General features: G+C 74.2%; 11 protein-coding genes. 6 read left to right on the plus strand and 5 right to left on the minus strand.

Annotated elements, in window-relative coordinates:
- Positions 1–3 precede the first annotated feature (3 nt).
- The 3 genes from ACFP3R_RS25435 to ACFP3R_RS25445 form a co-directional block, all read right to left on the minus strand.
- The gene (locus ACFP3R_RS25435) at positions 4–1,863 is read right to left on the minus strand and encodes a CheR family methyltransferase (RefSeq protein ID WP_380639033.1); all 1,860 of its coding nucleotides are present in this window, start codon (positions 1,861–1,863) and stop codon (positions 4–6) included.
- A gap of 51 nt (positions 1,864–1,914) precedes the next feature.
- A complete protein-coding gene (locus tag ACFP3R_RS25440; protein WP_380639035.1) occupies positions 1,915–2,952 on the minus strand; it encodes a chemotaxis protein CheB in 1,038 nt (345 codons plus the stop codon).
- Positions 2,953–3,133: 181 nt separating this feature from the next.
- Positions 3,134–4,168 (minus strand): GAF and ANTAR domain-containing protein, encoded by a 1,035-nt coding sequence (locus tag ACFP3R_RS25445; protein WP_380639037.1) that lies wholly within the window; start codon positions 4,166–4,168, stop codon positions 3,134–3,136.
- A 442-nt stretch (positions 4,169–4,610) separates the two neighbouring features.
- Here ACFP3R_RS25445 and ACFP3R_RS25450 point away from each other — a divergent pair, with 442 nt between their 5' ends.
- Positions 4,611–5,819: a carboxylate-amine ligase gene (locus ACFP3R_RS25450; protein WP_380639039.1), complete on the plus strand. Its 1,209-nt coding sequence runs from the start codon at positions 4,611–4,613 to the stop codon at positions 5,817–5,819.
- Between the two features lie 93 nt (positions 5,820–5,912).
- On the opposite strand, the gene ACFP3R_RS25455 is transcribed toward ACFP3R_RS25450, so the two are convergent.
- Positions 5,913–6,776 (minus strand): LacI family DNA-binding transcriptional regulator, encoded by an 864-nt coding sequence (locus ACFP3R_RS25455; protein ID WP_380639041.1) that lies wholly within the window; start codon positions 6,774–6,776, stop codon positions 5,913–5,915.
- Positions 6,777–7,499: 723 nt separating this feature from the next.
- On the opposite strand from ACFP3R_RS25455, the gene ACFP3R_RS25460 reads away from it, so the two are divergent.
- The 5 genes from ACFP3R_RS25460 (at position 7,500) to ACFP3R_RS25480 (ending at position 14,521) form a co-directional block, all read left to right on the plus strand.
- Positions 7,500–8,822 carry a serine/threonine-protein kinase gene (locus tag ACFP3R_RS25460; protein WP_380639043.1) on the plus strand — a complete coding sequence of 441 codons (1,323 nt, stop codon included), beginning with the start codon at positions 7,500–7,502 and terminating at the stop codon, positions 8,820–8,822.
- Between the two features lie 250 nt (positions 8,823–9,072).
- Positions 9,073–9,231: a hypothetical protein gene (locus ACFP3R_RS25465; RefSeq protein WP_380639045.1), complete on the plus strand. Its 159-nt coding sequence runs from the start codon at positions 9,073–9,075 to the stop codon at positions 9,229–9,231.
- Between the two features lie 43 nt (positions 9,232–9,274).
- The gene (locus ACFP3R_RS25470; protein ID WP_380639048.1) at positions 9,275–10,657 is read left to right on the plus strand and encodes a 3' terminal RNA ribose 2'-O-methyltransferase Hen1; all 1,383 of its coding nucleotides are present in this window, start codon (positions 9,275–9,277) and stop codon (positions 10,655–10,657) included.
- Positions 10,657–13,173 carry a polynucleotide kinase-phosphatase gene (locus ACFP3R_RS25475; RefSeq protein WP_380639050.1) on the plus strand — a complete coding sequence of 839 codons (2,517 nt, stop codon included), beginning with the start codon at positions 10,657–10,659 and terminating at the stop codon, positions 13,171–13,173. Before ACFP3R_RS25470 ends, ACFP3R_RS25475 begins: the two co-directional genes overlap by 1 nt.
- A 142-nt stretch (positions 13,174–13,315) precedes the next feature.
- On the plus strand, positions 13,316–14,521 hold the full coding sequence (locus ACFP3R_RS25480) for an alpha/beta hydrolase family protein (protein WP_380639052.1): 1,206 nt from the start codon (positions 13,316–13,318) through the stop codon (positions 14,519–14,521).
- Here the strand turns inward: ACFP3R_RS25480 and ACFP3R_RS25485 are convergent.
- Positions 14,518–15,165, minus strand: a complete 648-nt coding sequence (locus ACFP3R_RS25485; RefSeq protein ID WP_380639054.1) for a hypothetical protein — start codon at positions 15,163–15,165, stop codon at positions 14,518–14,520. The two genes, ACFP3R_RS25480 and ACFP3R_RS25485, sit on opposite strands and share 4 nt — an antisense overlap.
- Positions 15,166–15,210: the final 45 nt, after the last annotated feature.

Raw genomic sequence — 15,210 nt, forward strand, 5'->3', positions numbered from 1 at the left:
CGGTCACTCCGGCTGTTCGGAGGGCTCCATCACCAGTATCGCGCCCTGGGAGGTGCCGTCCTGGCCGCGCATCGGGGCGACCACCACCCGGACGGTGGTGTTGCGCCCGCGCCGGTTGATGGCGTCGAGCATGAGCACGTCCTGGGTGTCCGCCCCGGCCAGCGCGGCCCGGACCGCGGAGCGCAGCTCGCCGACCGGCAGGCCGATGTCCAGGTTGAGCAGGTGCACCCCCACGGCCTCGTCGCGGCGCAGGCCCCACAGGTCCTCGGTGCCCCGGTTCCACACCAGCACCCGCAGGTCGGGGTCGACGACGATCACGCCGAAGCGCACGGAGGTCAGGATCGCCTCCATGAAGTCGTTGACCTGGTCCAGCTCGGCGCTGCGCTCGCGCAGGGTGTCGTTGATGGCCTGGAGCTCGTCGTTGGTGGACTGGAGCTCCTCGTTCATGGTCTCCAGCTCCTCGTTCGTGGACTGGAGCTCCTCGTTGGTCGTCTCCAGCTCCTCGACGGTGGACTGGAGTTCCTCGTTCGTGGTCTCCAGCTCCTCGTTGGTCGACTGGAGCTCCTCGTACGCCGACTCCAGCCGGCGGTTGGTGTGCTCCAGCTCCTCCAGCAGCTTGCGCGCCGCGGTGATGTCGTGGAAGACGATGGTGACGCCCAGCAGGCCGTTGTCGGCGTGGACCAGCGGGTTGACGTGGATCTCGAACCAGATCACGTCACCCGGCGAGCGGGTCCACTCGACGTCCTTGATCCGGATCGCCCGGCGCTCGACCTTGGACTGCTCGACGTAGGCGCGCAGCTCCACCGGCCGGTAGGAGATCTCCAGGTCGCGCAGCGGTCGGCCGATGTCGCGGTGGGAGAGCCCGAACACGACCTCGGCCTGCTGGTTGATCAGCGCGACGATGTCCTCGCCGGTGATGACGACCTGCGCGACGGGGCTGGCGGAGAACGCGTGCTCGCGCAGTTCGGCCAAGCCGCCCACCTCGCCGGCGCGGTCGGGCACCCGGGGCTGGGAGATGAAGCTGCCCATGCCCGTCAGTCCGCCCGGGGTGCGGCGGAACGTGCGGCGCTTGAGGTCGACCGGGTCGAAGATCCTGGTGTGCGAGAGCAGCATCTCGGCCTTGCCGAGGAACAGCATCCCGCGCGGCGACAGCGCGAAGTGGAACCGGTTGAGGATCTTGCCCTGGGTCTCGGCGTTGAAGTACATCAGCGTGTTGCGGCACACCAGGAGGTCTATGCGGGAGATCGGGGCGTCCTGGACCAGGTCGTTGCGGCCGAAGATCACCGACCGGCGCAGGTCCTTGCGGAAGACGTACCGGTTGCCCTGCTGCTCGAAGTAGCGCTGGAGCTGCTCCTCCGGGAGGTTGTGCACCTCACCGGCCGAGTAGGACGCCTGCCGCGCCTGCGTCAGCGCCTCGTCGTCGACGTCGGTGGCGTAGATCTTCACCCGCTGCCGGAACCGCTCGGGGCCCAGCACGTCGGCGAGCACCATGGCCAGCGTGTATGCCTCCTGCCCGCCCGCGCAGCCCGCGCTCCAGACCCTCACCGGGTCGTCCGGGCCGCGCTCGGCGAGCAGCAGGGGGATGACCTCGGCGCGGATGTGCTCCCACGCCTCGGTGTCGCGGAAGAAGTCCGTGACGTTGATCAGGATGGTGTTGAACAGCGCGTCGAACTCCTCCGGGTTGACCTGGAGGAGGTCCAGGTAGTCGGCGAAGTCGTCGATGCCGACGTGGCTCATCCGCCGTCGCACGCGGCGGGCCAGGCTGGTGCGCTTGTAGCCGGTGAAGTCGAACCCGCGAGTTTCCTTCAGGTACTTGAGGACGGCTTCGAGCTTGCTGTCCGGCTCGACGGGTTTGGCCTCCACGAGCGGGGAGGTTACCCGCTGCGGCCGGGTCGTCGCGCGTCGGTGACCCGATCAGCCGGCCGGGTCACCGCTCGTCGCGCCGGTCTCCTCCACCGGGACCGGTTCACCGGTGGAGAGGAGGAAGTCGCGCAGCACGTCCACCGCGCGGACGGACTCGTCCAGCCGGCCCTGGTAGCGGTTGACCTGGCGGCCGTCACCGCGGGTGCGCGCCGATTCCACCATCCGCTCGGACAGCCGCACCTTCTCCTCCAGCGTGCGCAGCGCCGTCCAGAGGGCCTTCTCGAAGGCGTCGCCCTGGGCCTGCGCGAGGGCCTCCACCGACCACGCGTGGCCGACCTGGCACCGGAACCGCAGCGTGCCGGGTTCGACCTCGTTCAGCACCCCGCTGCAGTCCGGGCAGGTGTACTCGCTGGCCTCGCCGATCGTGCCCGCGCCCATGGTGACCCGCCAATCCCGGACGATCCGGTTCTCCTGCTCGACCTGCGGTGACGCGGGTGGCGCGGAGGACGGCGCCACCTGTTCCCGCACCAGTTTCGCCAGCGCCGGTCCCAGGTCCGCGGCGGGCAGCACGTGATCGGGCCGGACGTGGCGCAGCGCGTTCTCCGGCATACCGGGGTGCAGCGCGTCCGCCGGGTCCTGCACCGCGACCCGGCCGCTGCGGGCGCGGATCGCCACCACTCCCGCCGCGCCGTCGTCGAGGACACCCGAGAGGATGACGCCGGTGACCCGCGGGCCGAGCGCGATGGCGGCGGACCGGAACAGCGCGTCGACCGCGGGCCGGTGCCCGTTCTCGGTCGGGCCGTGAGACAGCGCGAACCGGTCCTCCACGACGAGCAGGTGGTGGTCCGGTGGGGCCACGTGGATCCGCCCGTGGGTCAGCGGCATCCCGGACCGCGCGAAGACCGCGGGCAGGGCGCCGGACCGGTGCAGGATCGCGGGCAGCGCGCTGGCCCCGCCCAGGGGCATGTGGAGCACCACGGCCACCGCGGCGGGCAGGTCGGCGGGCAGGCCGGCGACGAGCGCCCGCAGCGCCTCCACACCGCCCGCCGAAGCGCCCACCACGATCAGGTCACGGTGTGCCTGCGACATGCCTCACGTCCTTCGCTGAATCGTTCATCACCGTAGTGCCAGGCGGATTGGTCGTGGGTATCGCCCTGCCGGTGCGGCGTGGACCCACTGGAGGAAGAGGGCCTGCCGGGAGCGTGGACCTGCTCCGGGCGTGGACCCGCCGGAGACGGGTGTGGACCGGCCGGTGCGAGGTGAGGACCCGTCACGTGGGCGGCGGCCCGGCCCACCCGTTCTCCACCGCCTGCCGCGCCACCACGGCGGCCTGCCGGTGCTCCTCGGCCTGCTTCAGGTGGTGCTCCCGGACGTCCCGGAACCCGTTCTCGGCGATCCTCTCGTGCAGCTTCGCGGCTCGTTCGTGCGCCTCCGCCGCCGACAGGTACGCGACCATCGTGCGTTGCAGGCGGTCGGCCGCCCGAGCCGCGGCCTGCCGGGCCCGGCGGTTGGCCTCGTCGAGGTGCCGGGGACCGGAGGTGCCGTTCATCGGGGCTTTGGAGGCGAGCCGGTGGCGCAGTTCGTCCGCCCGGTTCCCCGCGTCCTTGGCCGCCTGGCGGGCCAGCTCGGCGGTGTCGCGGGCGTCGATCCCGGTCTCGACGACGATCCCGGCCAGGCGCCGCACCTTGATGTTCAGCTTCTGCGATGCGGTGGAGAGCAGCTGGAACGCCTGGTCGGACGTGATGCGGTGCCGCTGCATCAGGATGCCCACGGCCTGGCCGATGGCCTCGCGGCTGACCACCGCCGTGCGCAGGTCCTCCTCCCGCAGCACCGCGTCCAGCGCGAGGGCCGCGTGCGTCGAGTACAGCGCCGCCACCGCCAGGCTGTCCTCGTCGAACGCGCCGGGCTCGCGGGAGTAGAGGGTGAGGGCCGCCCGCCCGCCGTTCCGGGAGGGCAGGTGGCAGGCCAGCACGGCGCGGATACCCCGCTCGACCGCGCGCGTGGTGAACCGCGGCCACCGGGTCTCCGCGGCCAGGTCGTCGACCCGCAGCACCCGGTCGTGGGGGAGCACGTGCAGGCCGGGTCCCTCGCCGGCGTCGTACTGGGCGGCGTCGGCGGACGCGGCCGCCTCGTCGGTGGCGGCCACGGTCTGGAGGGCGCCGGTGCGGGCCAGCGACAGCGAGGCGGAGCCCGCGCCGGGCACGATGCCGAGCGCGAGTTCCACGACGTGCTCGGCGGTCGCGTCGAACGACTGCTGCGCGGCGAGCGTCCGAGCCGCTTCCGTCAGCACCCTGGCCAGTTCCACGCACACAGCCTTCCCCCTCCGCGTGGAAGATATGCGGAGTTCCGGACGGGCCGCCAGGCGGGACCGCCCCTCGACGGTATGCCTTCTCTCCCGGCTGGCGGGCATACGGGTGAGATTCCTTGCCCGATCGGGTGAGGCTTGACTGATGGTCCCGGGAAGGGGTAGGGCGGGGGCGGCAGCCGTCCTCCCGTGCGCACCCGGTGCCCGCCGGGACTTCCGCGCACCCGTCCTCCGGCCGCCTCGTCAGTCCACAACGGACCGTCCGAACAGGCCGGTGGTTTTCGCCTTGTCCCGCTCGGGTAACCGGGGTTTCAGGGCCACCTCCCCTGCACGGGTGGCCCGCTCAGCCGGTCGAACAGCGCGCCGGCGCCGCCGGGTGGTGGTCGCCGTGCGCGGCACTCCCACCCGTGGCACCGGGCGCCAGAGCAGAACGGTGGAAGCCATGGGTCAGCCACTCCCGTCACCCCCGGCCCCGACGGTCGGCGTCGAGGAGGAGTTCCTCCTGGTGGACCCCGCGACCGGGGTGCCGGTGCCCAGGGCCCACGAGGTGGTCGCCGCGGCGCGCGAGCGGTTCGGGCTCGACCTGGACCACGAGCTGCTCACCACGCAGGTCGAGGTCAAGACCCCGGTGTGCCACGACCTCGGGCAGGTCCGCCGGGAGCTGGTGGCGATGCGGTCGGCGGTCTCGCGGGCGGCGGGGGAGGCCGGGTGCCTGGCCCTGGCGGTGGGGTCGCCCCCGCTGGGCGAGCCCAGCGGGTCGATCACCGACCTGGCGCGGTACCGGGGGATCGCCCGCGCCTTCGGGCAGCTGGCCGACGAGCAGTCCATCTGCGGCTGCCACGTGCACGTCGGGGTGCCCGACCGCGAGGTCGCCGTCCAGGTGTGCAACCACCTGCGGCAGTGGCTGCCGGTGCTGGGGGCGCTCACCGCGAACTCGCCCCTGTGCCGGGGCCGCGACACCGGTTACGCCAGTTGGCGCACCGTGGTGTGGCACCGCTGGCCGGCCGCCGGCCCGCCGCCGCGCTTCTCCTCCTGGGCGCACTACCGGGCCGTGTCCGACCTGCTGCGCGAGTCCGGCGCGGCGGTGGACCCCGCCATGGCCTACTGGGACGTGCGCCCGTCGTGCCACCTGCCGACCGTGGAGGTGCGCGTGGCCGACGTCGCGGGCAGCACCACCGAGGCCCTGCTGCTCGCCGCCCTGGTGCGGGCCCTGGTCTCCACCGCCGTGGTGGACGTCGAACGCGGGGTGCCCGCGCCGGAGGTGACCACCGAGGCGCTGCGGCTGGCCGAGTGGCGGGCCGCCCGCGACGGTCTCGCCGGCCGGACCCTCGACGTGCTCTCCGGCCGGTTGGTGCCGGTGCGGCACCTGCTGCGCAGGCTGGTCCGCCACGCGCGGCCCGCGCTGTCCGCGAACGGCGACCTGGACCTGGTCGAACGGGCGCTGGCCGTGCTGCACCGGGTCGGGTGCGGCGCCGAGCGGCAGCGGCGCGTGCTGAACCGCACCGGGACGCCGACGGATCTGCTGGACGTGCTGGTGGTCGACGCGCCGGACCCGCTCGTGACGGCCCTGTACCCGGGGGCGCGGTCGGTGGCGGGGGGTTCGCTGGTGCCGTCGGGGGCCGGGCGCACCACGCCGCGTGGGGATTTCTGAGGGCGGGGCGCGGTCCCTGGCCTGCTGAACCCCGCTGCTCGACCCCTGCCGCCCTACCCTCGCTGCTCGACCCTGCTACTCGACCCCCGCTGCTCAACCCCCACCACGCGCCGGCGCGGTGGTCGCCCGCACCACCAGTCGCGGCGGCAGGAGCCGGGTGGTCGGCCGACCGTCGAGCACCGCCTCGACCGCGGCCCGTCCCAGGGCCGCCGGGGACACCGACACCGACGTCACGGCCCACCGACCGCGCCGCGCGGCCTCGTCCGGGCACAGCGCCAGCACCGACACGTCCTCGGGCACCCTCAACTGCCTGCGCTGGAGGTCCTCCAGGACCGCGACCAGCGCTCCCTCGCCCGCCGCCACCACGGCGGTCGGCCGGTCCTGCGCGAACACCTGGTCCACCTCGGTCGACCGGCAGTGCGCCCGCACCACCACGTTCCGCTCCCGCGCCCCGCGCGCGACACCGTGGTGGAAGTCCTCCGGCGGGCCGTCGTGCACGAACGCCACCGCGCGGTGCCCCAGGTCGGCCAGGTAGTTCGCGGCCCGCACCCCCGCCGCGACCCGGTCCAGGTCCACCCGCGAGTGCGCCGGCGCACCGCCGTCCCCGCCCACGAGCACCACCGGCACCGACGTGTCCAGCGGCGGTGACGCCGGCGCCACCACCACGACGCCCGCCGCGCCCCGGTGGTGGGCCGACGGGCTCACCAGCAGGTCGGCCCCGCCGGCGTGCGCGGTCGCGGTGGCCGCGCCCAGGAACGCGCCCAGCCAGTCCGCGCCCAGCGCGCCGTGCCCCGGCAGCGCCAGGTGGAGCAGGACCCCGTGCGCGTTCTTGCGCGGCTGGTACCCCAGGGCGCGGACGCTCGCCTCGACCCGCCGCCGCGTGCCGGCGGAGATGGAGCGCTTGCCGCTGAGGGCGTACGACACCGTGCTGACCGCGACCCCCGCGTGCTGTGCCACTTGCGCGATGGTCACCATGCCGCGTCCTCCTGAAGGCGCGTGGGAAGCGGGGTTCAGGATGCAGAGCTATAACGCTTAAGTCAATGAATTCCTGTTAGTTGGCTCGCTGAACTATTTTTGTCCTGGTCCGGTCGTGCCAGTCGGGCGTTCGGCACTTCGGGGGTGGCCCGACTCGTTCACGAATGTGGACGGCTTGACCGCTTAATGGACCAACGCGTACCGTCCGGGTGCTCACACAGGAGCCGCAGGTCGGGGCACCGCCGACAGGTCCGCTCGATACCGCCGGCGGGCTGTCCCGATAACGACCGGCGATCGCGCGTTCATTCATGTGAACCGGTCCGGATTTCACCACCGTGAATCTCCTCGTCGTCTGCGGGAAATCGTGGCCACCCCTCCTGGGCGCGCTCCCGGGGAGATGGCGGGTTCGCGCGCCGGCATCGACGGCGCGCCGCCGGGACCGCTTTCCCCGGTTCTGCTCGCACGGAGGCGAAGCGTGAATTCGCGCGTGGGCGAGCGCGGGAGGAGCCGGCTCGTGAACCGGGTCCAACCCCGTGCCGGGTTCGCCCAGGCTCAACGGCGTCACGTGCACCGGCTCCACCGCCGGTACCTCCGCCACGACCACCCGGACGACCACCACGACCGACCCCGGCAACGGCCCCGCCCGCACCCCTTTCCCCGCCCCGGGGCCGCGGCGCGTTTGCCGCCTCCCCCCGGGGGCATCCGGTGGGAGCACAACCCCTACCGGGAATCGAGGTCGTGGTGCCGTCCGACGAGGAGACGCTGCTGGTCGGTCGCTACCGCCTCGACCGCTTGATCGGCTGCGGCGGCATGGCGGACGTGCACCGGGCGTGGGACCTGGAGCTGGGTCGCGCGGTGGCGGTCAAGGTCTTCCGGCCGGGCGACGACCTCACCGAGGGCCGCCGGTTCGACAACGAGGCCAGGGTGCTCGCCGGCCTATCGCACCCCGGGCTGGTGCCCGTCCACGACGCCGGTCGGGACCAGGGCCTGGCGTTCGTCGTGCTGGCGCTGGTCGAGGGCGGCACCCTCCGCGACCGCCTGGCGGCCGGCCCGCTGGTCCCCGACGAGGTCAGGGCGCTGGGGGTGCGGCTGGCCGAGGCGCTGGAGCACGTGCACTCGTGCGGCGTCGTGCACCGGGACGTCAAGCCCTCCAACGTGCTGGTCGACACCGCGGGCACCGCCTACCTGGCCGACTTCGGCCTGGCCCGCCTAGTCGACGCCACCCGGCTCACCCGGGCCGACCAGATCGTCGGCACGGCCGCCTACCTCGCGCCCGAGCAGGTGCGGGGCGGTCCGACCGGTCCGGCCGCCGACGTCTACGCGCTCGGCCTGGTGCTGCTGGAGTGCCTGACCGGGCGGCGCGAGTACGACGGCGGCGAGATCGAGGCGGCCGTGGCCCGCCTGCACCGCGCACCGCACGTGCCCGCCGACCTGCCCCCCGACCTGGCCGAACTGCTCCGGCGGATGACCGCCACCGACGCGCGGGACCGCCCGACCGCCGCGGAGTGCGCCCGCGCCCTGATCGCCGGCGCCACCTTCCCGGGTGCGGCCTTCGCGGGGTCCGGCCTGCGCACCGCCGGCCTCGGGGCCCTCGGCTTCGACCAGGACGGTGCCCCGCACGAGGAGGCCGTGCGCACCGGCCGGTCCTGGAACGTGGTGTTCGCGGCGGCCGCGCTGCTGGGCGTGGTGGGCGCGGTGGGCTTCGCGTGGTCGTCCACCGGCGAGGTCTCCGACCCGGTGCCCCGGGTCGCGCCGTCCGGCACGCAGCGCCCGGTCCAACCGGCCGTGGAGACGGTCACGGTGACCGTCCCGGTGCCCACGGAGGCGCAGCCGGTCCAGGTGCCGTCCACGGGGACCGAACCCGTCGGAGGGACCCGGCCCGTCGGCGGGGCCGCGCCGGAGGTCGGCGCCGCGCCGGTGCCGGGGGCTGCGCCGGTGCCGGGGGCCGGGCAGCCCGGGGGACCGAAGTCCCCCAAGCCCCAGAAGGACAAGCCCAAGCAGGCCGAGAAGCAGAAGTCCAAGCCGTGACGGACCCTCTGCTTCAGCGCTTGACCAGGGTTCATCCGGCGCGGCGTTGGTTCGCGCTGTCGGGCACCCCTCGTGATCCACGCCCGGTCCCTGCGCTCCCACCTGCGCTTGTGGTGAGCCGTTCAACCATTCAAGGGCAGGTCGCGAGCTGATCGACCCTCGATTACCGCGCCCCGGTTCAGGCTGCGCAAAGCAGTGCTCGACCGGTTGATCGGAATCGGCGTGTCGTCCCTCCCCTCTGGCCGGGTCGGTGCCCGCCGGCGTCCAGTTCTTCGAGGTCGACCACGCCCAGGACGCCGCGGTCACCGAGATCGACGCGGGGCGCGGGGCGAGCGGCAAGGCGAAGCAGGCGGTGTTCGACGACCTGAACACGCGGTGGGCGGAGGCCAGGGCGCTGGTCACGAGGTGAAAATCGCGGGTCCCCGGTGTTCCGCTGGTCCACACTGGACCCCGTGCTGCTCACCCTGACCACCACCCACCGCCCGGCGACCGACCTCGGCCACCTCCTGCACAAGCACCCCGACCGCGCGCAGTCGTTCACCACCTCCTCGGGCACCGCGCACGTCTTCTACCCCCGCGCGGACGAGGAGGAGTGCACCGTCGCGCTCCTGCTGGAGGTCGACCCGGTCGGCCTGGTCCGCAAACCCGGCAGCACCCTCACCCAGTACGTCAACGACCGCCCCTACGTGGCCGGCTCGCTGTTCACCGTCGCCCTCGGCGCGGTCTTCCGCAGCGCCGTGAACGGCCGCAGCGAGAGCCACGCGGAGCTGGCCGCCACCCCGATCCCGCTGACCGCGCGCATCCCGGTCCTGCCGCACCGCCTGGTGGAGCGCCTGTTCACCCCGCTGGGCTGGACCGTCGACCTCACCCCGATCCCGCTGTCCGGCGTCGACGAGGACTCCCGCGAGGACTCCCGCTACGCCGACGTCACCCTCACCGGCACCCACACCCTGTCCGACGCCCTCCGGCACCTCTACGTCCTGCTGCCCGTGCTCGACGGCAGCAAGCACTACTGGGTCGCCGAGGACGAGGTGGACAAGCTGCTGCGGGCGGGGGAGGGGTGGCTCGGCGCGCACCCCGACCGCGAGCTGATCACCACCCGCTACCTGGCGCGCCGCCGCCCGCTGGTGCAGTCGGCGCTCGCCCGGCTGGCCGAGGTCGAGGAGGTCGAGCCGGAGGAGCTGGACAACGCGCTGGAGGAACCGGTCCTGGCCGAGCGGCAGGTCCCGCTGGCCGTGCTGCGGCGGGAGACCGTCGTCGCGCGGCTCAGGGCCGCCGGCGCCCGCCGGGTGCTCGACCTGGGCTGCGGCGACGGCTCGCTGCTGCGCGCCCTGCTCCAGGAGCCGGGGTTCACCGAGGTCCAGGGCGTGGACGTGTCCGTGCGGGCGCTCCAGGTCGCGGCCCGCCGGCTGCACCTGGACGAGCTGCCCGACCGGCAGCGCGAACGCCTCGTGCTGCGCCAGTCCTCGCTGACCTACGCCGACCCTGAGCTGGCTGGCTACGACGCGGCCGTGCTGATGGAGGTCGTCGAGCACCTCGACCCCGACCGGCTGCCCGCCCTGGAGCACTCGGTGTTCACCGTCGCCCGCCCGCGCACGGTCCTGGTCACCACCCCCAACGTCGAGTACAACGACCTGTTCGACGCGCTGCCGCGCGGGCGGTACCGGCACGCCGACCACCGCTTCGAGTGGACCCGCGCCGAGTTCCGCGACTGGGCCGCCGGCGTGGCCGGGCGGCGCGGCTACACCGTGCGCCACCTGCCGATCGGGCCGGAGGACGCCGAGCGCGGCGCGCCGACCCAGCTCGCGGTCTTCACCCTGGGGGACGACGACTGATGGAGCTCAGGATTCCGGACCTGTGCCTGGTCGTGCTGGTCGGCGCGTCCGGCTCGGGCAAGTCGACGTTCGCGCGCCGGCACTTCGCCCCCACGCAGGTGCTGTCCGGCGACTACTTCCGCGGCCTGGTCGCCGACGACGAGAACGACCAGTCGGCCTCCACCGCGGCGTTCGAGGCGCTGCACTTCGTGGCCGGCAAGCGCCTGGACGCGGGCCGCACGACGGTCGTGGACGCCACGAACGTGCAGCGCGGCGACCGGGCGCAGCTGGTCGAGCTGGCCAAGCGGCACGACGTCCTGCCGGTCGCCATCGTGCTCGACCTGCCGGAAGGGGTGTGCCTGGCGCGCAACGCCGACCGCCCCGACCGCGACTTCGGGCCGCACGTGGTGCGCCGCCACCGGACCGCGCTGCGCGGGTCGCTCAAGGCGCTGGGCCGCGAGGGCTTCAAGCGCGTCCACGTGCTGTCCTCGCAGTCCGAAGTGGACGAAGCGGTGCTGGTGCGGGAGCCGCTGCTCAACGACCTGCGCCACGAGACCGGGCCGTTCGACGTGATCGGCGACGTGCACGGCTGCCGCGCGGAGCTGGAGGAACTGCTGGTCCAGCTGGGTTACGCCCTGGTGCGCGACGGGGAGGGCCGCCCGGTGGACGCCGTCCCGCCGGCGGGGCGGCGGGCGGTGTTCGTCGGCGACCTGGTCGACCGCGGCCCGGACACGCCGGGCGTGCTGCGCCTGGCCATGGGCATGGTCGAGGCGGGTCACGCGTTCGCGGTGTGCGGCAACCACGAGCAGAAGCTGGTGCGCGCCCTGCGCGGCCGGGACGTGCGGGTCGCGCACGGCTTGGCCGAGTCGCTGGCGCAGCTGGCGGCCGAGCCCGAGGAGTTCCGCCGCCGGGTCGAGCGGTTCTGCGACGGCCTGGTCGCGCACTACGTGCTCGACGGCGGTGACCTGGTCGTCGCGCACGCCGGCCTGCCCGAGCGCTACCACGGCCGGGCCTCCGCGCGGGTGCGCGCCTTCGCGCTCTACGGCGACACCACCGGCGAGACCGACGAGTACGGCCTGCCGGTGCGCTACCCGTGGGCCGACGAGTACCGGGGCCGGGCGACCGTGCTGTACGGGCACACGCCGGTGCCGGAGACCCGGTGGGTCAACAACACCCTGTGCCTGGACACCGGCGTGGTGTTCGGCGGGGCGCTGACCGCGCTGCGCCACCCGGAGCGCGAGGTGGTGTCGGTGCCCGCGCACCGGGTCTGGTACGAGCCGGTGCGCCCGCTGGTCGCGGCGGAGCCGGAGCGGGCGCCGGACGTGCCGGCGCTCACCGACGTCGCCGGCCGCCGCGCGGTCGAGACCTCGCAGCACGGCCGGGTCACCGTGCGACCGGAGCAGGCCGCGTCGGCGCTGGAGGTGATGAGCCGCTTCGCCGTCGACCCGCGCGTGCTGCTGTACCTGCCGCCGACGATGGCGCCGGCGGCGACCTCCGCGCGCCCGGACGTGCTGGAGCACCCCGAGGACGCCTTCGCCGAGTACCGCGCGGCGGGCGTGCGGGAGGTGATCTGCGAGGAGAAGCACATGGGGTCGCGGGCGGTGCTGCACGTGCGCCGGGACGCCGGTGGTCTGGATTCCGGTGGCCCGGACCCCGGTGGCGTGGTGCACACGCGCACCGGCCGCGCGTTCTTCGACGGGCCGCTGGGCGACGAGCTGGTGGCGGTGGTGCGCGAGGAGGTGACCCGGGCCGGCCTGTGGGAGGAGTTCGACACCGACTGGCTGCTGATCGACGCCGAGCTGATGCCGTGGAACGCCAAGGCGGCGGGCCTGGTCCGGGACCAGTACGCCTCGGTCGGGGCGGCCGCCACGAGCGCGCTGTCCACCGCGGCGGACGTCCTGGGCCGGGCGGGCGAACGCGGTGTCGACGTGGCCGAGCTGCTGGACCGCACCACGCGGAGGCTGGCCAACGCCACCGCGTACCGCGACGCCTACCTGCGGTACTGCGCGCCCACCGACGGGCTCGCGGGCGTGACCATCGCGCCGTTCCAGCTGCTCGCCGCGCGCGGGCGGACCTTCCACGACCGGGACCACCTCTGGCACCTGGACGTGCTGTCGCGCCTGGGCGGCCCGTTCCGGCCGACCCGGCGCCTGGTGGTCGACACCACCGACGAGGAGCAGGTCGCGGCGGGCGTCCGCTGGTGGGAGGAGCTGACCGCGGCCGGTGGCGAGGGCGTGGTGGTCAAGCCGCTGGCCAACCTGGTGCGCGGCGGGCGCGGCCTGGTGCAGCCGGGCGTGAAGGTGCGGGGCCGCGAGTACCTGCGCATCGTCTACGGCCCGGACTACACCGAGCCGGCGAACCTGGAGCGGCTGCGCAAGCGCGGCCTGGGCGCGAAGAGGTCGCTGGCGCTGCGCGAGTACGCGCTGGGTCTGGAGGCGCTGGAGCGCGTGGCCCGGGGCGAGCCGCTGTGGCGCGTGCACGAGTGCGTGTTCGCCGTGCTCGCGCTGGAGTCCGAACCGGTGGACCCGAGGCTCTGAGGGCCGCCTCACCCGCTCGGGGTGGGGCTGCTTCGGGACAGCTCGGGTGCGGCCCGCCCCCACCCCCTCGGGGTGGGGGCTCCGGGCGCGGTTCGGTGATCACCCCGATGTGACGCGGTCGGGCGCTGCCTAGCTTCGGACCATGCGAAGGACACGATCGACCCACCGCCGGTTCGGCGCGCTGGCCTGCGCGGTGGTGACCGGTGCGGTGGTGGCCGCGGTCCCGACGACCGCGGCCACCGCGCCTCCCCGGCTCGACCTGCCACCGCCGACCGGACCGCACGCGGTCGGCGTCACCGACCTGCACCTGGTCGACCACGCCCGCCGGGACCCCTGGGTGCCGGGCGCCGTGCGGGAGCTGGTGGTGACAGTCCGGTACCCGGCCCGGCGCGGCGGCGCGCCCGCGCCGTTCCTGCCGCCCGCCGCGGCCGAGGTGGTGGCGCGGGCGGACGCGGCCCGGCTCGGCCTCGACGCGGACCTGCTCGACTACCGCTTCGCCACCCACTCGGTCCCGGGCGCCGCGGCGCTGGGCGGTGACCGGCCCGTGGTGCTCTACTCGCCCGGCCTGGGCGAGTCGCGCGCGTTCGGCACCGCGCTGACCGAGCAGCTGGCGGCCGAGGGGTACGTGGTGGTGGCCCTCGACCACACGCACGAGCCACCGGTGGTGGAGTTCCCCGACGGCCGGTTGGCGCGGCGCGCGTTGCCGCCGTCGAGCGCCGAGGTGCTCAAGGAGGTCCTGGCGACCAGGGTCCGGGACACCCGCTTCGTCCTGGACCGGCTCCAGGTTCTGGCCGCGGGCGGGAACCCCGACGCCGGCGGGCGGCGGCCGCCGCCGGGGCTGGGCCGGGCCCTGGACCTGTCCCGGGTGGGGATGTTCGGCCACTCGGCCGGCGGGTTCACCGCGGGGGAGACCATGCTGTCGGACCGGCGCGTCGACGTGGGCGCCGACCTCGACGGCAGCATGGCCTACGCCCAGTCGACCGGCGACTTCGGCCGGGTCGCCGAGGAGGGCCTGGACCGGCCGTTCCTGCTGATGAGCGCCGGCGACCACAGCGCGGCGTCCGACCCGTCCTGGCAGCGGTTCCTGGCCAACCACCGGGGCTGGCTGCGGCAGCTGCACCTGCCGGCGGGCGAGCACTTCAGCTACACCGACCACCAGGTGCTGCTGCCGCGGCTGGGCCTGGACCCCGCGGTGACCGCGCCCGCCGTCGGCACCGTGGACCCGGCGCGGAGCGTCGCCGCCCAGCGCGCGTACCTGACCGCCTTCTTCGACCGGCACCTGCGGCACCGGCCCCAGCGGCTGTTCGACGGGCCGTCGGACCGGTACCCCGAGGTGGAGTTCCGCTAGACGGGGTTCCGCCGGCCGGGATTCTGTTGGGTTGGGTTCCGTTGGGCGGGCACCGCGCCGCGCGCCCGTGAGCGCGCGGCGCGGACCACCGGGTGCACGACCACGACCAGCAGCGACAGCACCGGCGCGCCCCCGCCCAGCACCAGCTCGCCCAGCGCGTAGTCGAGCGCGGGCACCGCGAGGCACGCGGCGAACGCCCACGGGGGCGCGGTGCGCGGTTTCGGGCCCCTCGCCCACGGCGTGCGCCCGAACGGCTTGGCCACCGACAGCCACACCTGGCACGCCAGCGCCGAGAACATCAGCAGCGACCCGACGCGCATCAGCCCCGGCGAGCCGTCGGGGTGCAGGTTGGGGCTGAGCACGAAGATGCCCGCGTAGAGCTGGCTCATCGTGACGGCGAACTTGACCGCCACCCACCAGTGCCGGAAGTAGCCCCAGGGCGTGAGCCCGGACAGCAGCAACCCGCTGAACGCCGACGTGGTGGCCATGAACTGGAGCACCTCGACGTCCAGCAGCAGCGCCACCTCGAACGTCCACGAGCGCCCGGCCAGGGCGTGGCCCACCACCACGAACAGCGCCAACGCCATGATCATCCACCCGGTGGACGTCACGACGTGCAACCAGACCAGCAGTTTCCGACTCATCCACAACCCCCACTAGTAGGCGCGCTACATATAGTACGACTACTA

Origin of the sequence: Saccharothrix lopnurensis (genome assembly GCF_042658445.1) — a bacterium.
Lineage (GTDB): Bacteria > Actinomycetota > Actinomycetes > Mycobacteriales > Pseudonocardiaceae > Actinosynnema > Actinosynnema lopnurensis.

Coding starts and splice junctions, on each gene's coding strand:
- ACFP3R_RS25475 (WP_380639050.1), top strand. CDS start 10,657: ATGGAGCTCAGGATTCCGGACCTGTGCCTGGTCGTGCTGGTCGGCGCG.
- ACFP3R_RS25485 (WP_380639054.1), bottom strand. CDS start 15,165: ATGAGTCGGAAACTGCTGGTCTGGTTGCACGTCGTGACGTCCACCGGG.
- ACFP3R_RS25440 (WP_380639035.1), bottom strand. CDS start 2,952: ATGTCGCAGGCACACCGTGACCTGATCGTGGTGGGCGCTTCGGCGGGC.
- ACFP3R_RS25480 (WP_380639052.1), top strand. CDS start 13,316: ATGCGAAGGACACGATCGACCCACCGCCGGTTCGGCGCGCTGGCCTGC.
- ACFP3R_RS25450 (WP_380639039.1), top strand. CDS start 4,611: ATGGGTCAGCCACTCCCGTCACCCCCGGCCCCGACGGTCGGCGTCGAG.